At 51.9% G+C, this 25150-nt stretch carries 19 protein-coding genes, 1 other RNA gene and 1 pseudogene; 1 reads left to right on the top strand and 20 read right to left on the bottom strand.

Features of this window, described 5'->3' with window-relative positions; translation table 11 throughout:
- Window positions 1–48 precede the first annotated feature (48 nt).
- A pseudogene (locus G465_RS12845) lies at window positions 49–287 on the bottom strand (helix-turn-helix domain-containing protein).
- A 9-nt stretch (window positions 288–296) separates the two neighbouring features.
- Entirely contained in the window at window positions 297–1343 is a 1047-nt protein-coding gene (dusB, locus tag G465_RS0100075; protein WP_022652439.1) for a tRNA dihydrouridine synthase DusB, read from the bottom strand.
- A gap of 150 nt (window positions 1344–1493) precedes the next feature.
- On the opposite strand from dusB, the gene G465_RS0100080 reads away from it, so the two are divergent.
- The gene (locus tag G465_RS0100080) at window positions 1494–1913 is read left to right on the top strand and encodes a hypothetical protein (RefSeq protein ID WP_022652440.1); all 420 of its coding nucleotides are present in this window, start codon (window positions 1494–1496) and stop codon (window positions 1911–1913) included.
- A gap of 45 nt (window positions 1914–1958) precedes the next feature.
- Here G465_RS0100080 and rnpB read toward each other — a convergent pair.
- The 18 genes from rnpB to msbA form a co-directional block, all read right to left on the bottom strand.
- An RNA gene (gene rnpB, locus G465_RS14870) (RNase P RNA component class A) lies at window positions 1959–2328 on the bottom strand.
- Between the two features lie 21 nt (window positions 2329–2349).
- A complete protein-coding gene (grxD, locus tag G465_RS0100085) occupies window positions 2350–2670 on the bottom strand; it encodes a Grx4 family monothiol glutaredoxin (protein ID WP_022652441.1) in 321 nt (106 codons plus the stop codon).
- A 59-nt stretch (window positions 2671–2729) separates the two neighbouring features.
- Window positions 2730–3608: a UTP--glucose-1-phosphate uridylyltransferase GalU gene (gene galU, locus G465_RS0100090; RefSeq protein WP_027405028.1), complete on the bottom strand. Its 879-nt coding sequence runs from the start codon at window positions 3606–3608 to the stop codon at window positions 2730–2732.
- Between the two features lie 32 nt (window positions 3609–3640).
- Window positions 3641–5683, bottom strand: coding sequence for an NAD-dependent DNA ligase LigA (ligA, locus tag G465_RS0100095; RefSeq protein ID WP_022652443.1), 2043 nt, complete (start codon window positions 5681–5683; stop codon window positions 3641–3643).
- Window positions 5683–7080: a cell division protein ZipA C-terminal FtsZ-binding domain-containing protein gene (locus G465_RS0100100; RefSeq protein WP_022652444.1), complete on the bottom strand. Its 1398-nt coding sequence runs from the start codon at window positions 7078–7080 to the stop codon at window positions 5683–5685. The genes ligA and G465_RS0100100 overlap by 1 nt, the downstream gene beginning before the upstream one ends.
- Window positions 7081–7176: 96 nt before the next feature.
- The gene (locus G465_RS0100105) at window positions 7177–9147 is read right to left on the bottom strand and encodes a methyl-accepting chemotaxis protein (protein WP_022652445.1); all 1971 of its coding nucleotides are present in this window, start codon (window positions 9145–9147) and stop codon (window positions 7177–7179) included.
- Between the two features lie 160 nt (window positions 9148–9307).
- Complete coding sequence (gene smc, locus G465_RS0100110; RefSeq protein ID WP_022652446.1) at window positions 9308–12805, bottom strand: chromosome segregation protein SMC; 3498 nt, start codon at window positions 12803–12805, stop codon at window positions 9308–9310.
- Window positions 12806–12835: 30 nt separating this feature from the next.
- Window positions 12836–13882: a glycosyltransferase family 9 protein gene (locus G465_RS0100115; protein WP_022652447.1), complete on the bottom strand. Its 1047-nt coding sequence runs from the start codon at window positions 13880–13882 to the stop codon at window positions 12836–12838.
- A 9-nt stretch (window positions 13883–13891) separates the two neighbouring features.
- Window positions 13892–14926: an SDR family oxidoreductase gene (locus G465_RS0100120; protein WP_022652448.1), complete on the bottom strand. Its 1035-nt coding sequence runs from the start codon at window positions 14924–14926 to the stop codon at window positions 13892–13894.
- A gap of 118 nt (window positions 14927–15044) precedes the next feature.
- Window positions 15045–15269 (bottom strand): antitoxin MazE family protein, encoded by a 225-nt coding sequence (locus G465_RS0100125; protein ID WP_022652449.1) that lies wholly within the window; start codon window positions 15267–15269, stop codon window positions 15045–15047.
- 99 nt (window positions 15270–15368) lie between these two features.
- Window positions 15369–16661, bottom strand: coding sequence for a nucleotide sugar dehydrogenase (locus G465_RS0100130; RefSeq protein WP_022652450.1), 1293 nt, complete (start codon window positions 16659–16661; stop codon window positions 15369–15371).
- 39 nt (window positions 16662–16700) lie between these two features.
- Window positions 16701–18017 carry an O-antigen ligase family protein gene (locus tag G465_RS0100135; protein WP_022652451.1) on the bottom strand — a complete coding sequence of 439 codons (1317 nt, stop codon included), beginning with the start codon at window positions 18015–18017 and terminating at the stop codon, window positions 16701–16703.
- Entirely contained in the window at window positions 18014–19120 is a 1107-nt protein-coding gene (locus G465_RS0100140; protein WP_081642650.1) for a glycosyltransferase family 9 protein, read from the bottom strand. The genes G465_RS0100135 and G465_RS0100140 overlap by 4 nt, the downstream gene beginning before the upstream one ends.
- Complete coding sequence (locus G465_RS0100145) at window positions 19117–20319, bottom strand: glycosyltransferase (protein WP_022652453.1); 1203 nt, start codon at window positions 20317–20319, stop codon at window positions 19117–19119. The genes G465_RS0100140 and G465_RS0100145 overlap by 4 nt, the downstream gene beginning before the upstream one ends.
- Window positions 20319–21458, bottom strand: a complete 1140-nt coding sequence (locus G465_RS12850; RefSeq protein ID WP_022652454.1) for a glycosyltransferase family 9 protein — start codon at window positions 21456–21458, stop codon at window positions 20319–20321. The genes G465_RS0100145 and G465_RS12850 overlap by 1 nt, the downstream gene beginning before the upstream one ends.
- The gene (locus tag G465_RS0100155) at window positions 21458–22282 is read right to left on the bottom strand and encodes a polysaccharide deacetylase family protein (RefSeq protein ID WP_022652455.1); all 825 of its coding nucleotides are present in this window, start codon (window positions 22280–22282) and stop codon (window positions 21458–21460) included. The genes G465_RS12850 and G465_RS0100155 overlap by 1 nt, the downstream gene beginning before the upstream one ends.
- Entirely contained in the window at window positions 22279–23388 is a 1110-nt protein-coding gene (locus tag G465_RS0100160; RefSeq protein ID WP_022652456.1) for a glycosyltransferase family 4 protein, read from the bottom strand. The genes G465_RS0100155 and G465_RS0100160 overlap by 4 nt, the downstream gene beginning before the upstream one ends.
- On the bottom strand, window positions 23381–25141 hold the full coding sequence (gene msbA / locus G465_RS0100165; protein ID WP_022652457.1) for a lipid A export permease/ATP-binding protein MsbA: 1761 nt from the start codon (window positions 25139–25141) through the stop codon (window positions 23381–23383). Before msbA ends, G465_RS0100160 begins: the two co-directional genes overlap by 8 nt.
- Between the last annotated feature and the right edge of the window lie 9 nt (window positions 25142–25150).

Genomic DNA, 25150 nt, shown 5'->3' on the forward strand with positions numbered 1-25150 from the left:
TTCCAAAACAAGTTCAACAAGTGGTTATCAAAAGCCAATACCAGCACTTTACAATAGCTGGTATTGCTTCATTTTTTTACGCAAGGTATTGCGATTCACACCGAGCAAATCGGCGGCGCGGGTTTGATTCCCTCCCGCATGATGCAACACCACTTCTAACAGCGGTTTTTCCACCCGAGCCATCACCATATCGTATAGCCCCCAGCAGTCGCTTCACCATCCAAGTCGTGGAAATATTGTTCCATCGCTTGGCGGATAGCATGAGAAATCGGATCGTGACCAGTCATAGCATCATTTCAACAGGAAGCAAGGGGCAAACAGGCCTCAACATCTTCATCAGCGAGATAGTGCAAACGCTCGCCATATTGCCGTTGTTGGGCAAAAAACTCAGCAACCGCTGCATATTGCTGTTCGGGATGTTCAAGGGAATACATAAATTGGCGGAAGGGGTTGCTCCCGCGTAAACCTTTGGTGTACCAAGCAATGTGTTTGCGAGCAATGCGACACCCAGCATAATCACCATAAAACGCATACAGCTCTTGCAAGTGCCCCATCAGCAATTGCGCGATTTCATCCACCTCGGGCTCGGGTAAACAATGGCCGGTTTGCAAATAGTGCAAAATCTCGCGGAATAGCCAAGGCCGCCCTTGTGCCGCACGGCCAATCATAATGGCGTCCGCCCCCGTGTAATCCAAAACAAACTTGGCTTTTTGTGGGGTGGTGATATCACCATTTGCGATAACCGGAATCGACAATGCCGCTTTGACTTCAGCAATGGTGTCGTATTCGGCGGCGCCGAGATATTTATCTTCACGGGTGCGGCCATGTAGCGCCAATGCCTGAATGCCACAGTCTTGGGCCACTTTTGCCACACGCAATACATTTTTCTCAGTACGGCACCATCCGGTTCGGGTTTTCAGCGTAACCGGTACCTCTACTGCCTTGACCACCGCCTCTAAAATCCGCGCCACTAACGGCTCATCTTTCAACAATGCCGACCCTGCCGCCACATTGCACACTTTTTTAGCAGGGCATCCCATATTGATATCGATGATTTGAGCACCGCCTTCAACATTGCGCCGCGCTGCCTCTGCCATCTGTTGTGGATCAGAACCAGCGATTTGGACCGAGATCGGGCCCGGTTCGCCGGTATGATCGGCACGTTTCAAGGTTTTACGTGATGTTGCCAATACGGTATTCGAGGTCATCATCTCGCTCACCGCCAAACCTGCCCCAAAATGGCGGCATAAGATACGGAACGGACGATCGGTGACCCCTGCCATGGGAGCCAAAACCAAACGGTTTGGCAACACATAAGGGCCAATCTGAAAAGGGGAAGCCATCACTAAAGTGTGTTATCAAAAAGCGGAAAGCGGCGCATTTTAAGCTGTTTACAGGGTGGCTGACAAAAATTTTGCTTATTTTTTAAGCAGCTCACTGTTTTTACAACACCCGCTATTGTGGCAGTGCATTTTTCTGGCATACTTCTCACCATGAAACCCGCCCTTTCTTTGCTTTTACTTGCCCTATTAAGCGCCTGCACATCACAGGTGGGCCTGTTCGCGCCACAACATCAGGTACGGCAGGGCTATCTCTACCAATACCAAGCACAGCCCACCCCTGATGAGCGCGATATTGAGCTCACTGTTTGGGCTGCACCCTTAAGCGGTGGAGAATGGAAGCTTGAAGATGAGTTGCAACGCTATGCTAAGCGTTATGCCCAAGAACAAGACTGCATCAGCTACCGCCTCGATCGCATTACCCTCGGCCAATACAACACCTTTTTTGAAGGGAAACGCTACGTCCGAGGGGTGATGAATTGCACCAAACGACCTAGCAGCGCTTTGCAACCGACCACCCTAGCGCCAACGCCGGTAGTGCCCTTCCTTGATCGGCAACACGGCGGCAAATAAAAAACAAAAACGGTGATCGTTTCCAATCACCGTTTTTTAATGTTGAGGCAAAGTCAGTCTGTAAGCCGGGTTCTGTGTTAGGCGATAAACGCCCCAGACAGTCATTCCTCTAGGCCTGCCATTACTGACAGGCTCCAGCAACCTACCCGGGCACAACGCGAGCCACGTTAGCGCGCCCTGCTTGGTCTTGCTTCGAATGGGGTTTAGCCTGCCGTAGCCTGTTACCAGTTACGCGGTGTGCTCTTACCACACCTTTTCACCCTTACCTGATCTTCTTGCGAAGCCATCGGCGGTTCAGCTCTCTGTTCCACTTTCCGTCGCCTTACGACGCCTGGCCGTTAGCCAGCATTCTGCTCTATGAAGCCCGGACTTTCCTCCCCCCGTTTACACAGGCGGCGACTGCCCGACCAACTCTACCGCCAAGCAGTATAACAGATTAGCTTGCCGCCGCGACCAAGGGTTGCAGTTCGCCGCTTTGGAACATTTCGGTCATGATGTCCGAACCACCGATAAATTCGCCCTTGATATACAGTTGCGGGATAGTTGGCCAATTAGAAAATTCTTTGATGCCTTGGCGAATGGCAGGGTCTTGCAACACATCCACCGTCATCACGCTTTTTGCTTCACAGGCTTTCAAAATTTGCACTGCGCGAGCAGAAAACCCACATTGTGGAAACTGAGCAGACCCTTTCATATACAGCACGATTGGGTTTTCAGTCACTTGTTGACGGATAACATCATGGATATTTTGGCTCATGGCTAAACCTCTAATAGTTGAGTGATTTACTAGGATTTTACGCCCTGTCTATCGTGGGGTCAATTTGTGCCGCGAGCTTGGCTAGCGAGCCATGCCGAAAAATCCGCTGCAACTTCAGGGTGTTTCAACGCATAGTCAACCGTGGCCTTGAGATAGCCCAACTTTGAACCACAGTCATAACGTTGACCGTGAAAAGGATGTGCTAAAACGGTTTCTTCCCGTAACAGCGCGGCAATGCCATCGGTCAATTGAATTTCACCACCGGCACCGGGTAGGACATGCTGCAGTTTGTCAAAAATATTGGCCGTTAAAATATACCGGCCAACCACCGCCAAGGTTGACGGCGCTTCTTCTGGCTTTGGCTTTTCTACGATAGAGGTTACTTGTTGCCATTGTGCATGAGGCGTGACTTGCACAATGCCGTAACTGCCTGTCTCTTGCGGTGCGACATGCTCAACACCAAGAATCGAGGACTGTGATTCGGCAAAGACATCGACCATCTGTTGCATAGCACCGGGCGCACCATCGATCAAATCATCTGCCAAAATCACCGCAAACGGTTCTCGCCCCACCACCGGACGCGCACATAACACCGCATGACCTAACCCCAACGCCTCGGTTTGACGAATGTAAATACAACTGGCCGAACGCGGCAAAATCCCCTGCACGGTGTCTAACAGCTTCTGCTTGTTACGCAGTTCTAGTTCAGTTTCTAGCTCATACGCTTTATCAAAATGGTCTTCAATCGAGCGTTTATTGCGGCCAGTAATAAAAATTAACTCGGTAATCCCAGCTTCTAACGCCTCTTCAACCGCATACTGAATCAGCGGTTTATCCACCACCGGCAACATTTCTTTTGGGCTGGCTTTGGTTGCAGGCAAAAACCGTGTCCCCATACCCGCAACCGGAAACACTGCCTTGGTAATTCTCTTTTGCATATTCAACTCACAAAAAACAGTTTCACATTTAACTAGTTGACTAACAACGCTAAAAATTCTGCCTCGGATAATACGGGAATGCCCAAGGACATGGCTTTATCTAACTTACTTCCTGCGGCTTCTCCAGCCACGACATAATCGGTCTTTTTCGACACACTGCCCGCCACTTTTGCCCCCATCGCCAGCAGGCGTTGTTTTGCCTCATCACGGCTTAGCGTGGTCAGAGTGCCAGTGAGTACCACGGTTTTGCCGGCCAATGCCGAAGCGGAAGCCGAGAGTTCAGGTGCGGCACAGTCGGGCCATTGCACTCCGGCGGTTAATAATTGTGCGATCACCTCTCGGTTATGCGATTCTGCAAAGAAATCACATACCGACTGCGCCACAATCGGCCCAACATCGGATACCTGCAATAACTCATCGACAGTCGCATTTTGCAACGCCGGCAACGATGTAAAGTGCAGGGCTAAATCTCGTGCCGTCGCCTCACCCACATTGCGGATCCCCAAGGCAAATAAAAAGCGTGGCAAGCTGGTGTGTTTACTTTTTGCAATCGCGGCACACAGATTTTGCGCTGATTTTTCCGCCATGCGCGGTAGCGTAGCCAGTTGTTCTTCAGTCAGCTGGTAAAGATCTGCCGGCGTTCTCACCCAATCTTTCTCAACCAGTAGATCCACTAATTTATCGCCCAAACCTTCAATATCCATGGCACGGCGAGCAGCAAAATGCAGCAATGCCTGTTTGCGTTGGGCCGAACACACTAAACCACCAGAACAACGGGCAATCGCTTCTTGTGCTTCGCGCACCACATGACTACCGCAGACAGGGCAAACCGCAGGTAGACGAAAACGTGCACTGTCTTGCTGGGCCGCCTCTGGCCGCCGTTCGAGCACCACCGCCACCACTTCAGGAATCACATCACCCGCCCGCCGCACAATCACCGTATCGCCCACCCGTACATCTTTGCGCAATACTTCATCTTCATTGTGCAAAGTCGCATTGGTAACGGTTACACCGCCGACAAAGACGGGTTTTAGCCGCGCCACTGGTGTTAAAGCACCGGTTCGTCCGACTTGAATTTCAATCGCTTCGACTTCGGTTAACGCTTCTTGGGCAGGGAATTTATGCGCCACCGCAAAGCGTGGTGCGCGTGAGACAAAGCCCAGTTGCTGTTGTAAGGCAAAATCATTGACCTTATACACCACCCCATCAAGCTCATAGGGCAGGCTATCGCGTTGTTGTTCAATCTGTTGATAGGCTTGCCACAACCCGGCGGCACCTTGAACACATTGCACATGCTCACAAATGGGAAAGCCCCACTGACGCAGTTGTTGTAATGCCTGATCGTGAGTTTCCGGCATCGTACCGCCCTCTAGGCGGGCAATACCATAGGCAAAAAAGCTGAGACGGCGTTGTGCCGTCATTTTTGAATCTAGCTGCCGCAGACTACCGGCGGCAGCGTTACGGGGATTGATAAAAGTTTTTTGGCCGCGTGCCAATTGTTCAGTATTCAGACGAGCAAAATCGTGTTTCAACATCAATACTTCGCCACGCACCTCCAACAGTGTCGGTGCTGTGGCTGGCAAACGGAGTGGCAAGGTACGAATGGTGCGTAAATTCTCGGTGACATCTTCGCCACGTTGACCATCGCCACGCGTTGCTCCTTGTACCAACACGCCGTTTTGATAGAGCAAACTGACCGCCAAACCATCAAATTTAGGTTCAACACAGTAGGTCAATGTCGAGACCGCGATACCTTGTTTTTGCAGTAACGTACTGACCCGCACATCAAAGGCATCTAGTTCTGTTTGAGAAAAAACATTGTTCAACGACAACATGGGAACGGCGTGCTCAACCGCTTTTAACTCAGGCAGCGGCGCCCCGCCCACCCGCATCGAGGGAGAATCAGCGGTTTTTAACTCGGGGTATTCCGCCTCTAACGTCAGCAGACGTTGAAATAAGCGGTCGTATTCACTGTCAGGAATGGTTGGGTTATCCAACACATAGTATTGATAGGCATAGCGGTGGAGCTGGTCACGCAAAGCGGCCAGCTCCTGTTGCGGCAAGAGATCAGACATTATGCAAACAGACGTAAGGCGGCGACAGAGCCAGGGGCAACGCCCCGATCATCCATACGGGTATAGATTTGGTCGAGTTGACGGCAGATGGTATCAATGCCGGTTTCCGAGAGTGTTCGCTGGTTGTCGTCCACCAAATGACCATTGAAGGTACGGGCCAATTCACGAGCAAACTGCACCGCCCGTTCAAAGACCTCGGTACCACCGGCAACCCGAGGGACATCAAACAGCAGCGTCAGGGCCTCGACATTTTCGCCTTCTAACGGTTCTTCATCAAAAGCACCCAAGCTGTATAAGCTGTTGCCAGAGTCGGACACGCAGTGATAACGACCATCAGGATGCAGCTCTAGGCCAAAGCGTTCGATAAATTCGATAATTTGGCTGGCCGACACCGGCGCCCGCAAAAAGACGTTTAGACCAATCATCACATCAATTTCGGCACAGAAACGATCTAAATCACGCGCTGCCGCCAATTGTTGTGAAGGCTGAGGGAATTGCACCGCAGCGCCAAATTGGGTCGCAAAGCTTCTGATTTGTTCACAAAACGCTTCGAGTTCGCGGTCGTCCAACACCCCATTGCGATCGACCATTTGTAAGCCCACATCAAGGGCACGATAACGAACATCACTGTTTGGTTCATATACTTGCCAGCGGCCAGCCGCAGTGCAGGCCAAAATTTGCACCCGTTTTGGCGCGATAAAGCGTGGCAGAGTCGGCAAATCGGTCATTTCAGAGAAACGCACCTCGGCAATAAAGTCGAGGTTTGGATCCAACATCGCACGGACAATGGCTTGTTGATCAGACAACATATCAATTTCGGCCACCGGCGGTGTGTGAACCTCGATCATGTCATCTTCATCAGGTGTTGCGGTGATAGGCGCTGCAGCAGACGCTTGTAGGGGTGTGGATTCAGTGGTGATTTCATCAACCGTGGCCGAGGCGGCGGTTAAGTTTGGTTCAATCCGTGAGACAGGTGTTTCAGCCTCTTTCACCGGCTGTCGGGCATCGGTTTCAGCGAGAGAAGGGGCATCTTCAGCAGAGAACACCAGTTCAGCAGCACGCTCTCTGACCGGCGTCATGGTTTCAGGTGGTTCACCCAACTCAACCGACGGCGTCAACTTGAAAGGCGGCGGCACTTCTTCGGCTGTGGGGGCAGTGATCGGCGCAACGGTCTTTAATGGAGGCTCCGCTGCCAGAATAATCGGCTCCAAGCGATCGGGTCGTCCATCCCGCACTTCGGGTAATGGCGAGTCCACTAACACATCTGTCTTTTGGTCTTGCGAAAAGACATTGCGTGTTTTGCGGCGATAGCGCCATTCTTGGAATACATTGTAGCCAACCACCAGCATAATCAGCAGCACGCCGACGACGGCCACAGCAATCTGCAATTCGCTCATGCGTAAGGCTTCCCGCTTTATTCAGAATAAGCCGCCATTATAACCAAAACTGCAACGCCTGCGCGCCGCAACACGGATAGCAAAAATACTGCGTACTTAGACGCGGAATCGCTCTACCAGCGAGGTGAGATCACGCGCTGACGATTGCAATGCGGTGGCGACTTCTGCGGTTTGTTCAATGTTGCTGGCACTATCGCGCACACGGCTGGCGATGTGTTCGGCATGGTGGGCAATGTTTTGGCTAGCTTGCCCTTGTTCTGCGACGGTTTGATGAATGCGGCTGGCTTTTTCTAAGGTACTCGCTGCGCCTTGCCGAATGTGGGCCAAGGTTTGTGCGGTATTCGCTAATAAACGCAAACCATGTTCCATCTGTTCACTGGCAGTTTGCATATCGGTTGCCGCCGAGCTGGTATCTTGACGAATTGCGCCAAGTAGCTGGGTGATTTCTTGCGTGGCGCTGGCGGTACGTTCGGCCAGTTTACGCACTTCATCTGCCACCACCGCAAAACCTCGCCCCTGTTCCCCTGCTCGCGCAGCCTCGATAGCGGCATTCAACGCTAATAAATTGGTTTGTTCAGCAATCTCTTGCACCGAGGCGACAATATGGCCCACCGCTTGCGAACGTGCATTTAAGCTATCAATCCGTTCGGCAGAAACAGTGATACTTTTTGCGGTGAGGCTGATCTCATTCGCCGTCTGCTGCATGGCATCAACCCCTTCATCTGCCAAATGACAGGCCCGTTGAGCATTGCCTTCGGAGGCACTGGCATCATCGCTGACTTGCCGCATGGCTTGGCTCATTTGTTGGGTGGCCGTAGCAATTTCTGACGAGGCATGGGTCTGCTCCGCAATCGCTTGTGCCGCCGTATCCGTCCCTTGAGCTAATGTCGATGCAGCAGAGCCTAACTGATGGGCATTGGTGTTCACTTCACGCAAGACGGTAGCAAAGGTTTCTACTAAGCGGTCGAAAGCCTGTGCCATCTGCGCGACTTCGTGTTCGCCTTTAATCCCCGTACGAGCGGTGAGGTCGAGGCTTTGCCCCATTTGATCCATCGTGCGATGTAATTTACGCACAGGTTTCAAAATACTGTTCGAAGTAAAACGGGATAGTAACAACACCATCCCTAACACCAATACCGCGACACCGAGGGCGATTTTAAAGGTCAGTGCTGCCGCTGCCGCCCGCCGTTCTGCTTCATCTTTCATTGCGTAAAACAGCGTGTCTTGCATCCCCTTCATCGCGTCAATGCGAAAAGAGGCCAACTCAAACCAGCGTGGTGCTGACACCAAAGCCAGCGGATCGGTACTGACCAACAATTTTTCGCGCAAATTGGGAATATTGGCATAGTCATCTGAAGCACGAATAGCGCGATAAACTTCGACCATCACCGGCGTGGCCAAACGCTCAAAAGTTTCTAGGCAACTCGATTGTTGCCCCGCACGCACCATCACATTGCGTTTTACCGCATCATTTAACATGCCACGACTTAAAGCGGCATAGACCTCGGCACGTTCCCGACCTGCAAATTCTTTCTCACACAATAACGCTTGTAAGGAAGCTGTTTCGCGCGCCAACTCGGCATCGGTTTGCATCTGAATTAAGCTGCTGATGATGGCAAACGAGGCATCAATTGGACGGGCGAAGCCTTCGACTAACTCTTTTTCGGCAGCTTGACCTTGATCTAAGCGTTGCCGCAGCCCTTGTAATCCCGCTAAATGTTGTTCAAGTTCGCGTACGCGATCGGCTAAGACAGGAGGCAAGTCGATTTGTTGACTGGCTTGTAACAAAGCTTGTCGGCTTTGCTCTGCGACGGGCCGCGCTGTTTCGATAGACTGGCGCGATTTGGGATCTGACAGCAGGCCAACCGAGAGTCCACGCTCGGCCTGTAGGGTATGCATTAAATCACCAGCCAGACCCGCAAATACGATCAACTGTGCCGACTCTGACAAAGCACTTGCTTCACGCCAATCACGCCACCCTAAATGCGAGGCATAGCCCAGCACAGCACATAACGGCACCAAGACCAATAACACCAGTCGTGTGCGAATTGATAAGGCAGCAAACATGGAATCCTTTCCGCAACCGCTGTCACCTAAAACTGGCAAACCGATTTAAGTCGATTCGCCAGCACCTCCCGCGTTACCTTGTTTAAGGTATTTACAAGACTGCCACCGTTAGCCGGCAGTCTGCTTTGACAATTTGCAAAAAAAATAAAAAATATAAAAGTCACTGCTCACGCAAATGCAAGGCTTCAATAATATCCACCGCAACCACACGGCTAACCCCTTGTTCTTGCATCGTAACCCCGATGAGTTGGTTCGCCATTTCCATTGTCAAACGATTATGACTAATATATAAAAACTGTGTTCGCTCTGCCATCATCTTAACCAAATCGCAAAAACGTCCTGTATTGGCATCGTCTAATGGTGCATCAACCTCATCCAATAAACAAAATGGGGCAGGATTCAGGCGGAACAATGAAAAAACCAAACTCATGGCCGTCAACGCCTTTTCTCCACCCGATAACAGATGAATGGTGGAGTTTTTCTTGCCGGGGGGCTGGGCAATAATTTGCACCCCTGCTTGCAACACATCGCCCTCAGTCAACACCAACTCTGCCCGACCACCGCCAAACAGCAACGGGAATAACTCCGCCATCGAGGCATTTACCTGTTGGAAAGTAGCTTGTAACCGCTCGCGAGTTTCATCATCAATTTTGGCAATGGCATCGTGCAATAATGCCATCGCCTGTTGCAAGTCATCAGACTGTGTTTGCAAATAGGTTTGCCGTTGTTGGGCGGCTTGTAATTCTTCCAGCGCCGCCAAGTTAACCGCCCCCAGTTGTTGAATCGATGCCGCTAAACGTGAGATCTCCGCTTGCAAAGACGAGGCTTTTTGTTTTTCCGGCAATTGCGCCAACAGCGTTTCTTCGTCAGCCTCAGCATCAAATAACTCTTGGCTAAAACGCAAAATGGCTAATTGCGCCTCTTGAATTTTTAACAAGGCTTGGCTGATGCTATCGCGTATTGGCACCAGATGTTGTTCAGCCTGTTGCCGTTGTTGTTCTAATTGGCGCAGTTTTTCCTGCCAGCCGTTCACCGCATCCCTTACTTGCTGTACGGCAAGTAAACAGTTTTCCCGCGCCAGCACCGCTTCTTCAACTTGCCACAATAGGGCCTCTTCATCAAAACGTGCCGATTCGCTGATGCGCTGTTGTTGGCGGTCGCGTGCTTGTTGTAAGCGTTGTTGTAAATCGTGCTGGCGACGTTGTAATTCTGCTGTACGTTGTTCAGCTTGTTGCAGCACAAACCGTGCCTGTTGGATAGCTTTTTCTTGTTCTCGTTGTCGTTGCCGAGCCAGTTGCAACCCCGTTTCTGCATCAAGCCGTTGAATACGCAAGGTTTCGTTTAAATCGGCCAGTTCTTCGAGCTGGGTAGCGCGTTCTTCCAACTCCACCTCAGCATAATGCAAATCTTCTTGCGCCGACGCATATTGCTCTTGCAATGCCCATTGCTGTTCTGCTGCTCGCTGTTGTTCAGCCTGTAAAGAAGCATAACCGTGCTGCTGTTTTTGCACTGCCAACTCGGCTTGGTGTAACGCGGTCTGTTGTTGCTTATATTGCTGCCGCAGTTGGACGAGATCATTAGCGAGGGTATGCAACGCCGCTTCGCTCACCGTCACCTCGGCTTGGCATTGCTGCCATTGCGGTTGTAAAAATTGTTTTTCTTGTTCCGCCTGTTGCCATTGTTGTTGTCGATATAAAACGCTGCTATCGACACTGCCTGCATGAAATTGCACACCATAGGCATCTGCCCAATGACCATCACGACAGACCACCCGCTGGCCATCTCGCAGTTGTCCCTGCCATTGATACACCTCAGCCAAGCTCTCCACACAAAATACCTGTGCTAACACACTGTGCAACCAAGGCAAGACCGCAGTGTGGGTGAGTTGCACTTGATCCAATAAACAGGGTAACGGCAATGCTGGCACAGTGTTGACCGCCGTGGCGGTGGCAGCCGGATGTAACAGGCGTAGCGCCATCGGTGGTACCGAAGTCGGATGCACAGGGCTGATTCGGCCATTGATGGCGGCTTGTAAGATGGCCTCGAGTGCCACTTGCCAAGTTGGTGAACATTGCAACGCTTGGTGCAAAACCGGCGCTTGTGCCAATCCCTGCTCGGCCAACCATGCCGCTTCTTCTTGTGATGAAGGCTGTGTCAATAAAGCAGCAAGGGCCTCTGCTTTGGCTTCAGCAGCCACCCATGCCGCATGTTGAACTTTGAGCTGTTGCTGTTGTTGGGATAGCTGTTGTTGCTGTTGCTGATAACGCGCTTCTTCCTGCTGCAGCTGCTCGGCGAGGGTATCAAAGGCGAGTTGACAGTGTTGCCGCAGGTCTTCTGCTTGTTGCCAAGCCTGTTGTCGTTCCTGTAAGGCACTGTTGTCTTGGCTGTGTGTTAGTTGTTGCAGGCGTTGCTGTAGCTGTTGCAAGCTCTGTTGTAAGTGCTGTTGCCGTTGTTGACTTAAATCGCGCTGGCGCAATACCTCGTGATATTGCCGTTGTTGTTGTTGCCATGCCTGATCGAGTTGTTGAAAGGCTTGTTCTGCTTGTGGCAAGTGGTCATCTTCTTCACCTTCTTGCTCTAGCCCTTGCACTAACTGTTCTTGTGCCAAATCGGATTGCCATTGTGCCTCTTCCAACTGGGGCAACAAGGCCTGTTGTTGCTGTTCTAGCTCGGCAATTTCGTTTGCCAGATGGGTTGCGTCATTGTGTAAGCGTTGTTGCATCTCGCGCTGATAACGCAATTGCTCTTCGAGCCGTGCTTGGGCAGCCGTGCGTTCAGCCAGTAGTTGCTGTTGCTGTGCCAATTCATCGTTCGCGGCAAAATGCGCTTCACGCACCTCAATCAACCCTTGTTCACAGGTGGTGATTTGGGTTTGCCAGCTTTCTTGTTCAGTTTCGAGCTGCGCTAATTGTGTCCGCGCCTGCGCTTCTTGTTGTTGTGCCTCACGTTTACGCAACAAGGCCAATAAATTTTGCTTTTCGCTGAGGGTTTGTCTGAGCGTTTGATATTCGCTGGCAACGGCGGCTTGTTGCTGCAATTTATCAATCTGCTGCTGCAATTCGCTGCGAATGTCCTCTACTCGCGCCAAATTATCACGGGTATCTGCCAGTCGGTGTTCAGTCTCGCGGCGTCGCTCTTTATATTTAGAAACCCCAGCCGCCTCTTCTAAATAAGCACGCAATTCTTCTGGGCGGGCTTCGATAATGCGCGAGATCATGCCTTGTTCGATCACCGCATAACCACGCGTCCCGACCCCCGTGCCTAAAAATAGATCAGCAATATCGCGCCGCCGCACTTGCTGTTGGTTAATCCAATAGCTGGAATCGCCTTGTCGCGTTAAAACCCGTTTAATCGAGATTTCACCGTACTGGCCCCATGCCCCTGCGGCACGACCTTCGCTGTTATCAAACACCAATTCTACCGAGGCACGGCTGGCAGGTTTGCGTTGGCCAGAGCCATTAAAAATCACATCCTGCATCGATTCGCCACGCAGCTGTTTGGCCGAAGACTCGCCCAACACCCAGCGCACCGCATCAATCACATTCGATTTGCCGCAGCCATTCGGCCCCACCACTGCAACCAGTTGTCCCGGTATCGGAATCGTCGTAGGGTCAACAAAAGATTTAAAACCAGCCAGCTTGATATGGGTTAGACGCACAGCAACACGCTCACAACAAAAAGTCGGCCATTATGCCGCAGTCTCAGCCAAAGACGGCATCAACTGTCGCCAAGCCGATAAACACATCGCCACCGGAATATCCTGCGCCTCATGTGAAGAAGCCTGTAGCACCCGATGAGACACTTTCCACGGCCGCCAGTGCGTTACATCACTTTGGCCAAAGAAACACACAATCGGTTTCTCCAATGCCGCCGCCACATGCATCGCGCCGCCATCGCTGCAAATTACGCTGTCACATAATGCCAAACCAGCAAATAACTGCTCTAGATGTTGCGTTGGGCAAGCACGGACAGGTAATTCACTCACCGCATCTAAAATTTGCCGTGCTTTATCATCATCACCGGGGTGGCGCTTATCTTGGTTGCTACCAGGGGACCAAAATAAATGCACAGCAACCTCATGTTCAACACACAATGACGTAATCAGCTCGATGAAATGCTTAACCGGCCAACGCTGGCTTGGCTTACGGGCGCTGATGTGTACGCCAACAACTGGCCGTTTTGCGTCATAGCCAGTAAGCAAGGTTTTTTGATATTCGGTGACTAAAGCGGGATCGGGGTAGAGCGTGGTTTTATCCGGTGGGGTAGCCACCCCCAACGCCTGTGCCAGAGGCCATAACGCTTCGACATGATGGCAAGGTTCGGTCGGCACAGGAAGGGCGGTGGTCAACCGGCGATCGGGTTGTGCACCGGCAAAGCCGAGGGTTTTACCAGGGGCAATCCAATGCGCCAAGCCAAGGGCACGGCCGGCATAGCCCGATTGCGCTAAAACAACGGCATCGTAACCAACTTGCCGCAGCTGCCACAATAATTGCACCTTGCCCCAATACGCACCCCATAACGATTGCCCAGCTAGGCGGTGTTTGCCTTTGGTATAGCAATAGACATGGTTCAGTGCAGGATGGCGTGCCAAGACAGGCGCGTTATAGCTATTCACTAAGGCATCCAGCCGTGCCTGTGGCCAGCGTTGGCGTAGGGCGGTCAATAAGGGCGTGGTTAAAATCAAATCGCCAATGTTATCGCGCCGGATAATCCGGATAATCAGTATTTTTTCCATTGCTTCTGCCTAACGCTGATCGCGCCAATATTGGATGTACCACGGTGCAGCGACAGCAAGGCCATCGGGGACGCGGTGGGTAGGTTGATAGCCCAGTAACTGATTGGCTTTTGAAATATCAGCCAGCGAATGTTGTACATCCCCCGGACGGAAATCGCGATAGATCGGTTCAATTTCCTGCACAGAAGGATCGGCGACAGCAACAGCATCACGAATCCAACGATAGAGCTGGTTTAAATCGGTGCGTTCGCCAACGGCAACATTAAATACTTCATGGTTTTTCTCTAAGGGGGCGGTAGCGGCTAATAAGTTGGCCTGAATGGCATTGGCGATAAAACAAAAATCACGGCTGGTGTATCCATCGCCGTTGATATACACCGGCTCATGTTTCAACAAAGCGCCAAACCATTGCGGCATCACTGCGGCATAGGCACCGAGTGGATTTTGGCGAGGGCCAAAAACATTGAAATAACGCAGTCCAACGGCGGACACACCATAGCTGCGAGCAAAAACATCGGCGTAGAGTTCACCAATATATTTGGTCACGGCGTAGGGCGATAAGGGTTTGCCAATGCGATCTTCTATTTTTGGCAAGGCAGGGTGATCACCATACGTTGAGCTTGAGGCAGCATAGACAAAGCGTTTGACTCCCGCATCGCGGGCAGCAATTAATAACTGTAAAAAGCCATTGACGTTGCTATCGTGGCTGTTCCAAGGGTCGGCCAATGAGCGCGGCACACTGCCTAATGCCGCCTGATGCAGGATGTAGTCCACCTCGTTGACAGCTTGTTGGCAGGTTTCAGGATGGCGGATATCGCCTTCGATGAAATGAAAATTGGCCCATGCAGCTTCGCCAACCAGCGTACGTACTTCATCGAGGTTGGCTTGATAGCCGGTGGAGAAGTTATCTAGCCCTGTGACGCGCTGTCCTAGCCGCAGTAAGGCTTCTAAAAGATTGCTACCAATAAACCCTGCACATCCGGTCACTAACCAATGGCGGGGGTGTTGTTGTAGCTGTTGTTGTAATTGTTGGAAGGCTGTCATACCGATTCACCCTGTTGCGCGAATCGGTAATGATAACGCATTGTGTGGTTGGCCTTGGGTTTCGAGCAGAGGATGTCATTTAGCAATGCCTAGAAATACAGAACCAGATCCCCTCGCATTAGTCTTCCCAACCGTCCAAATCAGCTAACACATCATCCATCAGTTGCTCAATCGCCGTATCAACATGATCAGCTTGAGACACAAGCAAACATTGCCGGCGACATTCCTCTGCAAAATTAGGACGGCGGGTATCTGGCACCCAAATTTGCACTGGTCGTAATCCGGCCATTCTTAAAACATGGCGTTGTTTTTGAGCCTGTTGATTTACATGTAGCATCACCATTTTTTACCTCTCTAATTTTAAAAAGTGATATGCAACAGTATAGAAGGCAATCACAACCAGAGAATCCCAACCAACAACTCTTGATCTCTTGAAATCCAATTAAAGCCGCCAAAAACGCATTCCTGCAGCGAGGGCAGCATCGCGGTTGATAATACCTTTTACATCAATCAACACCGGCGGTGAGCTGCGCAATAGGCTTTGGTAGTCGGTGATGCTGAGCGAGGCAAATTGTTGATGCGCAACGGTGACGATCACACCGTCAGCAGGTTTCAATTCAACAAACGGCACCAATTGAATGCCATATTCTTCTAAGGCTTCCGCCACATCCGCCTGTGGGTCGCAGACTTGCACTTCAATACCAAATTCACGCAATTCTTGAATTACATCAATCACCCGTGAATTACGCAAATCGGGGCAATTTTCCTTAAAGGTCAACCCTAATACCGTGACCCGACTGCCGAGGATATTAACGCCAGCATGAATCATCTCTTTAATCGTACGCTGCGCAATAAAACGCCCCATGCCATCGTTAATCCGGCGGCCAGCTAAAATCACCTGTGGGCTATAACCGAGTTGTTCTGCTTTATAAGTCAGATAATAAGGATCGACACCAATACAATGCCCGCCAACCAAACCCGGCTTAAATGGCAAGAAATTCCATTTTGTCCCAGCGGCTTGCAGCACATCGAGGGTATCAATCCCCATTTTTTCAAACAACAGCGCCAATTCATTCATCAAAGCGATATTCAAATCACGCTGCGTGTTTTCAATCACTTTCGCTGCTTCAGCGACTTTAATACTGCTGGCTTTGAATACACCGGCTTCCACAACCGCACCATACACCGCCGCCACCACCTCTAAGGTTGCAGCATCTTGCCCCGACACCACTTTACGGATTTTGGTAAAAGTGTGTTCTTTATCACCGGGGTTAATTCGCTCTGGGCTATAGCCAACGGTGAAGTCTTCCCCACAGCGTAGGCCAGACAAACGCTCTAAAATCGGGACACAAATTTCTTCTGTTACCCCAGGGTAAACAGTCGATTCATACACCACAATATCACCGCGTTTTAATGCGCGAGCGACCGACTCGGAGGCTTTTTCAACTGGGGTCAGATCCGGTTGATGAGCATCATCCACCGGCGTAGGTACTGCCACAATATGAAAATCAGCTTGGGCTAACACGGCATAGTCGTTGGTATAAGTGACATCCGCCGCTGCCAAATCCGCCGCCGTCACTTCACCAGTGCGGTCATAACCAGCGGTGAGTTCTTCTAATCGCAATACATTGATATCAAAACCAATTACCGGCGCATGGCGACCAAAGGCCACTGCTACGGGCAAACCCACATACCCTAAACCGATCACTGACACTTTACGCGGAATGGTCACCATTATTTTGTATTCCTAAAATCGAAAACCAATGCAATTTTACTAAAAAGAGGTTTTTTGTTCTTCATGCAGCACACAAATCCACAAAATACCCAGCTGCAACATAAACCATTCAAACGTTAAATCACGGGTGATATTTTCAATCACCATCCGGCTGGCAAAACCACTGACCACACAAACCAATAACAAGCCCAAACCACTGCCACGGCGCAATAACAAGTGAAAACCACGCTGGATTAACCACAACAACACCGCACACCACAACGCAAATCCAAGCCAGCCCATTGCCAACAACCATTCCACCATACCACTGTGGGCATGGCGTGATGGCAGACCAAATTTAGCTTCAACCGCATGAGAAAACGCCTTACGGGTGAAACCGATACCTTCCGGATATTGCCAGCTTAAACGCAAGCCTTCGGTTAAAAAAGCCACCCGTTCATAGGCAGAGATTTCAACAAGATTGCCATCCGCTAGACGCGGCCAAGGATAGCGTTCACTGTCTAGCCAGCTGGGATGTGCGGCGGAGTTGACAGCATAAGGCAGTGTTTCAGCCAAACGCTGCCAACGTGGGTCTAGCTTCCACGACAAGAAACCAATCAACGGTACGGCCAAAATCACCAACAACGGCCACAATTTTACCCGTTGCCGAATGGCTGGCGGCAAAACGAACAAGGCCAACACCGCCGTTGAGATCAACAACAACGCCATGCCAATCATGCCATTGCGCGCACCGGCCACCACCAATAGGGTAATGGCAGCTAAAGTAGAAATCGCCAACTGTAATCGCGACACCGGCAACACCGAGCGCAGCTGACATAATCGGGAAAACCCCTCGGCCAAACACATGGCAAATAATAAGTTGGCGAGATAAGACAATTCGGTCTTAAAGCCAAACAACCCGACAGCATCACGCGGCAAAATGCCTTGCGTCCACCACAGCCGCATATAGTCGGCGAGTTGCAACAACATAATCAGCGTCAAGCCCTCGCTAAGACGGCGCAAAGCAGGAAAACCCTGCGCCCCTCGCTGCTGCAACGCGGCGGCGACTGCCGCACCAGTCAATAAAATGACCCCACCTTTTAGCCATTGCCCCTTGAGTTCTTCTAGGGTCTCAAGGGGATACCACGCCCAAAACAGCTGCAACAACAACCACAAAGACAGCAAAATCAGTCCCCAAACCGGTGGGAAATACCACAAGCGGCGGAGGGTATGTCTCACCCCCGGCACTGCCACTGCCCCTGCTAACAGCAGCACAACGAGGCCATAACGTAGGCCACTGGTATGCGGTAGAAACCACACCAACAGCAAAGTCAGTAGGCCAAACGACAGCAAACTTGGCAATCTGTCGCGAATCATGACCACACCTCACCAACAGTAACGACCACCTTTTCTACGGTGACTTGGCGAATACAGGCAAGGCTGCCGGTATGACAGCGATGGGGGGTATGATGGACAAAAGCACAGGGATAACACGCTGGCCGTTCGATCACAAAGCGGGCTTTTGGCCCTAGTGGACGCTGCTCGCGGGGGTCAGTTGGACCAACAATCGACACCACCGGCACCGCTAGCGCATCTGCCAAATAGGTAATCCCTGAATCAACCCCGACATAGACGCGGCATTGCTGTAACAGTGCCGGTAATACATCTAGCCCCACCGTGCCCGTGCTATCTATCACACCAGCGGAGGAGGGCAGTTGTTGTAATAACTGTTGTGCCAATGGCTGATCTGCTGCGCTGCCGATTAACACAATATGAGCGTGATATCGCTGTTGTAAGGCAGGGATTAACTGTAATAAAAAAGGCGCACCTAATTCTTTTAACTTATTAGCGGCACTGATACCCAAGGCAATATGAGGAACGTTTGGCGCCAGTTGTAACGCAGGCGGTAACAGGGATGCGGCATTCGGTGCTGGATAGAGTTGTCGTTGTGGTGGCTGCACCCGACAGCCAATCGCATGCAGCAGTTGTGCCCATTCATCTAATAGCAATGTGCCAACCTGATGTGTGAGGCGATGGGTAAGCAAGCCACTGGCCCAACGCATAGAGCGACTTGGCCGGTCGGGTGTGATCGCTAGCCGCCAAGGAATCATGGCCCATACACAAATCACCAACCACGGTAAATTCGGGCTGACTAAAATCACTGCATCAAACTGCTGTTGTCGCAAAGCGCGCACCAGCTGCCATTTACCGCGCCACCCTTGCCACTCGGCAGGTGAGCGTATCTGTCGTTGTTGAATGCGGGGGTCGTGTTGTAATAACGGCGTGTTCATGGCGGCATGCCAAACCGTAATGTCCTTACCAGCCTCAGCTAACGCGCCGATTAACGGCAGCGTACACACCATATCGCCAATTTTGGCAGTTTGTAGCAGCAAGATTTTTTGCGGCGGGGTAGCGCGGCGGCGTTGCGTCCACCACTGACACAGCGGCCACCATAACCACGCCAAAATCAAATACATCATGTTGTTTGTCCCAACGCCGAATCGAACACCTGCTCCACACCCTGCACATATTGTTCAATCGAAAATTGTTGTCGTACCCGCGCCGCGCCGGCCTGCCCCAATTGTTGGCGCAAGCGGTAATCGTCTGCCAAGCGTTGCCATGCTTGGGCCAGTGCAGCAGTATCTTGATAGGGAAATAACAAACCAGTTTCGCCATCTACCACCACATCACGCGAACCACTGACTGCTGATGCCAATACCGGACGGGCGCATAACATCGCTTCGAGCAATACCCGTGGCAATCCTTCGCTGGCGCTGGCGAGGGCAACGATATCAGCCGCCGCCATCCACTGCAGTGGTGTGGCTGAAAAACCGACCCATAACACCCGTTCCGCGACACCGCTGCGTTTTGCCAGCAGTTGTAATTCTGATTTTTGTGGGCCATCTCCAACCACCGCCAGCGCCATATCAGGAACCAGAGCCAATGCCTGAATCAACTCTGCCACCCCTTTTCGAGGCAGCAGCGATGCTACCGTCACCGTAAGTGGCAAATCCCGTGGCAAACCCAATGCAGCGCGAGCCGTTTGATAGGCAGGGGGAATCTGTTGCACATCAATCCCGTTCATCACCACATGCATCGGGACATCCTGCACCCCGCATTGCTGTAGATGGGTTGCCACACTGGGCGAAACTGCAATCATCGCATCAGCATGATTCGCCGCATGAATCGCGGCAGGAGACAGCATCGGACGTGTTCGACAATGTTGAATCACGGCACAACCTGCCAGACGAGCAGCAAAATAGCCTTCTAAATTAGACTCCGGCTGATTGTTCATATAAAGGGCAGCAAAGTCCCCTTGCCGGAGTTGGGCCGCAATCTGTTGGGCACGGGGTTGGATGCGCCAGCGATTTTCAATCGCCGCCACCGCTTGTTGCCGCTGTTTTTTGAAGGGCGTTAACAAACCACGGCTGATTTCTTTGCCCAATTTCGCCCATAGCGGTTGCGGCAGCGGCGGCAAAATGGTGCAAGGCACTTGCCACTGTTGTAACACCTGTTGGATGGTGTCGCCCTGTCCTTGGCGATAATTGTGATAAAACAGGGCATGTAGGGTAAAGCGTGAACGGTCGAGACGTTTAATCAGTTCTAACAAACTATTGGTACCGCCGCCCCATTCCTTACCCGTATCGAGCACAAGAATTTTATGTGTTGCTGCCGCCATTAACTGCGCTCCAACGAGGGTGGCAGCGCCTTGTGTAAGGCCTGCAACACGTCCTGTTCTGCGATTAAATCCATACACATCGGCTCAGGATGGGGGCAACGCTTGGATAAACAGGGCTGACAGGTGCGCCATTTTTGGATCACCTGATGTTTGGTTAAATCTTGATACGGCCCACTGCGCCGCCAATCTGAGACCGCAAACAAGGCGACTACCGGTGTCCCCACCGCAACCGCAAGATGCATGATGCCGGTATCAGGCGTTAACAACACCTTCATTCGTTGCACCAAAGTCGGTAGATGTTGCAGTGGCAAAGCACCGGCGGTAGAGAACACCCGCGAGTCGGCCACCCCAGCCACAATCGCCTCGGCCAAGCCACGTTCTGCCGGTGAACCCGTGATGGCAATCCACACCTCTGGCCGTTGCTGTAACAAGGCTTTCGCCACCGCGATATGCCGTGAAATCGGCCACCGGCGGCTGGTTGTCGAAGCGCCCGGCTGAAAACCAATCAGTGTTGCCGTTGCCGGCAGCCCATAGTGTTGCAAGAGCGTGTTGACTGCTGCGGCACTGTCCGGATGTAACGGCAAATCCATTCGCGCAGGAACGGGCACTCCACCAGCTAATTGCGCCACCGCCATGCGTTGTTGAATGCCATGCTCGAAGGCATCCCAATCTAATACTGGCTCGCGGTTAGACAGTAAAAAACGGAAACGACTGGTATTCGGTAATTTAAAGCGCCAGCGGGCGCCAGACAGATACGCCAGTGGTGTGGCCTGCGGTTCATTGCTATGCAGAATCGCCACCAGATCAGGGCGCCATGTCTGCCAGTGTCGGACTTGACGACGAAAATCACGCCAGCGCCCATCATAAGCCGCCACTTGATTGACCAGCGAAGGCACTAACACCGAGAACAAAGCTTGGTAGGGTGGATTCACCAACAGGCAAATTTCCGCCTGTGGATACGCTTGGCGTAGGCTGTGTAAGGCTGGCAAAGACATCAAGGTGTCGCCAATCGCCGTATTTGATAACACCAAGATTCGACCAATCGCCGTAGTCCCCAATTCTGCCGCCGGCGGTGTCGTAACATCATGCCGTGCTCGCCACCGCAACCAGTGGTAGAGCCATTGCTCACGCCAACGCATCAGACCGACACCCTCTTACGTTGGCTATATAAACGGCTCAAGGTTGGCGAACGATAGAGCCATAAACGGTTTAATAACCAGCGTGCCGGCTTATCTTTAGTCACGATTCGGGGCAATCGTAGGGAATCGCCCTGCGGCAAGACAGTGCCGGGTTGGGTGGTGTAGAGATGGTCGAAACCAGCGGCTTGCGCTTCGGCAAGATAGTCCGTATCAAAATAGCCCTGCGGCCAACACAGATGACGCGAGACAGACCCCAAACGGGCATTCAATGTCTCACGCGACAGGGCCAAATCTTCAGCTAAACGCTGCCGCCGTTCGGCCACCACCGGAAATAATTTGTCCCAGCGAGTATGAGTGTGGGTGTGGCTATGAAACTCAAATGTCCCAGCCCGTTGCGCCGCCTCAATTTCGCTCCAACGCATCATCACATCATCATGACGCTGTTCACGCACTGCGTTCATACAAACTTTATGAGATGGTGTGGAGGGAAGATCGGCTTGTTGGCCGGCATAAGGCCGCATCGGGCCATCACCAATCCAACCCGTGATGGTAAACAACGTGGCAGAGAGGCCGGTCTCTTTCAGTACCGGATGGGCATAGACCCAATTATCTAAATAGCCATCATCAAAAGTAATCAGCACTGACTTGGCAGGTAGCTTGCCACCGGCTAAAAATTGTTGCAGTTGTTGGGCGGTAACGCTTTGATAACCAGCACGCGCCACGGCATGCATTTGGGCCCGAAAATGTTGCGGCGAGATCGTGACTAATCCCGGCTCAGGGCTGACATGGTGATACATCAACACGGGTAGCGCTTTTGCACTCATCGTGATTTCCTCTGCGCCAATAAGCGCGCGTATAAGGCTTCGGTTTTATCTAACATCGCCGTTAGGCTGAATTCTTGTAACACATGCTGTTGACCGGCGCGCCCGAGTTCGCGGGCCCAAGCAGGGTCGGCCAGTAAACGCAACAGCTGTTCTGCCACAGCGTTTTCATCTTCGGGGGTCGCCAATAAACCGGTGCGCTCATGTTGGATCAGTTCAGGTACCCCACCCACGGCAGTGGCAACCGTTGGCAATCCCAGCCCCAAGCCCTGTGTCACCGCCTGTGGTACACCTTCGGAGCGCGAGGTCAAGAGCGCATAGTCCGCCGCCGCCATAATATCGGGAACATCTTCACGATGACCTAAAAAGCGCACCTGTTGTCCCAATCCCAATTGCTGCACCAAGGCTTCCATATCACGGCGCATCGGGCCATCACCAGCCAATAACAACATCGCCTGTGGATAACGCGCCAGCACTTGGGCAAAAGCACGCAGTGCAATTTCATGGCGCTTCACTGCACGGATCACACCGGTCATTAACACAACCGGCGCTGTCTCACTCACCCCCAACGCTGCCCGCACTTCGGCTCGCGTGCGGCGCGGCTGGAAGGCGGTGAAATCAATCCCAGTTGGAATATTGACTAATTGGGCCGGCGGAAAACCATTGCTTATCAGTTGTTGCCGCATGGTGTCACCGCAGGTGACGATAGCCGCCGGCAAGCGGTGGATAAAATTGTGCCAACTCCGGCGCAAGGGAATATTGAGATGGCGAGTGCGCACTAAACAACACCCAGCCCGCCACGCCGCCAAACCACCCGACCAGCTATCTTTACCACTGTGGGTATTCACAATATCAACCTGCTGCTGGCGAATCAAAGCCATCAGCGGCCGAATTGTCGCCAGTTCAAATTTCCCTTGAAAGGGCAGTGTGATCACTTCCACCCCTGCAGCCTGTGCATGGGCAACAATCTGTGCCTGTGGTCGTGTTGCCAAAATCATGCGATGACCACGCGCCGCCATTCCTGCCATTTCGGACACAATGCGCCGTTCTTGTCCGCCCCAACCATCTGACCATTCTGTGTGCAAAATAGTCCATGTCGTTTTAGTCATGGGCGGCCTCCTTAAATTGCAAGCGATGTAGCGTGGCATACATCCCACCACGGGCTAACAGTTCGGTGTGGGTACCGATTTCGGCAATCCGCCCTTGATGCATCACCACAATCCGATCAGCATTTTCAATGGTGGATAAGCGGTGTGCCACCACCAGCGTGGTGCGCTGTTGCATCAGGTTATCTAATGCGGTTTGGACTAAGCGTTCGGACTGGGTATCGAGTGCGCTGGTTGCTTCATCGAGTAATAAGATAGGCGCATCTTTCAAGATGGCACGAGCAATCGCCAACCGCTGGCGCTGACCACCGGATAAGCGCACGCCTTTTTCGCCAATCAAAGTCTCAAACCCCTGTGGCATGGCTTCGATAAATTCAAGGGCATTGGCGGCTTTAGCGGCAGCGCGCAATTGTTCTGGTGACGGCGGCACCACACAGCCATAGGCAATATTCGCTGCCACCGTGTCGTTAAACAAAGCAATGTCTTGGCTGACAAGGGCAATTTGTTGCCGCAGGCTAGCCAAGGTCAGGGTATCCAGTGCCAGACCATCTAATAAAATTTGCCCTTGGCTTGGAGCATAAAAACGCGGCAGCAGATTCACCAACGTGGTTTTACCACTGCCAGAGCTCCCCACCAGCGCCACTGTTTCTCCGGCAGCGATGGTTAAATCAATCTGTTGTAATGCGCTGCGTTCACTATTTGGATAGGCAAAGCTAACCTCGGCAAACTGAATTTCACCCCGTGCCCGTTCAAGTTGTGTCTTACCTGTATCCGGCTCAGGTTCAATGTCCAAGAAGTGAAAGACGCTTTCGGCCGCCGCCAAGCCACGTTGTAACGATTGATTGACCCCAGTGATGCGTTTAATTGGGGCAAACAACATAATCATCGCCGCCAAGAAACTCATAAAATCGCCGGCGGTGAAGTTGCCACTTTGGGCGCGGACACTGGCAAAGTAGATAATCACCGCCAAAGCAATGGAGACCACCAACTGGGTGATGCCAGTGTTCATTGAGCCAATCGAGGTTTGCTTAATTTGGTTTTGCCGTAATCCTTCAGCCGCCTGCATAAAGCGTTGGGTTTCATGGGCCTGTCCGCCGTACACTTTCACCACGCGCTGACAGTCCACCACTTCGCCCAACACTTGAGTCATCTCGCCAATTTGCCGCTGGTTTTGCCGTGTTAATTGCCGCAGGCGTTTACTGACCAAGCGCAAACTCACCGCCACCACCGGAATCATCACCAAACAAATTAGGGTTAATTGCCAGTCGGTCCAAAACAGCAGAATCAGTAAACCAAAAATCGTCACCCCATCTTTCACCACCACCGTGATGACGTTAAAACCGGCATCGGTGACTTGGTTGACATCATTGGTCACCCGCGAAATCACTCGCCCAGAGGCGTTGTCGTCGTAAAAGCTGACCGGCAAACTCATCAATTTGCTAAACATTTCTGCCCGCAGCCGCCTCACGAGATGGCCGGCGAGATAGGTGGTGGTGGTGTCATTGATATAACTCGCCACACCACGCAATAAGAACAATCCAACAATCGCTAACGGTGTCCACAACATAGCCTGTGGATCACGCTCGACAAATCCACCATCAATCAGCGGTTTCATCAAACGTGCAAATAAAGGCTCGGTACTCGCCGCCACCGACATAGCGATGAGCGAGAGCAGGAAGATTTTCCAGTAGTCTTTGAGGTAACCAAGTAGGCGGCGATATAAAGCCAGACTTTGAGGAGGGGAGGAATCCGACATGGGGATAAG

This window comes from Aquaspirillum serpens DSM 68, assembly GCF_000420525.1.
GTDB lineage: Bacteria > Pseudomonadota > Gammaproteobacteria > Burkholderiales > Aquaspirillaceae > Aquaspirillum > Aquaspirillum serpens.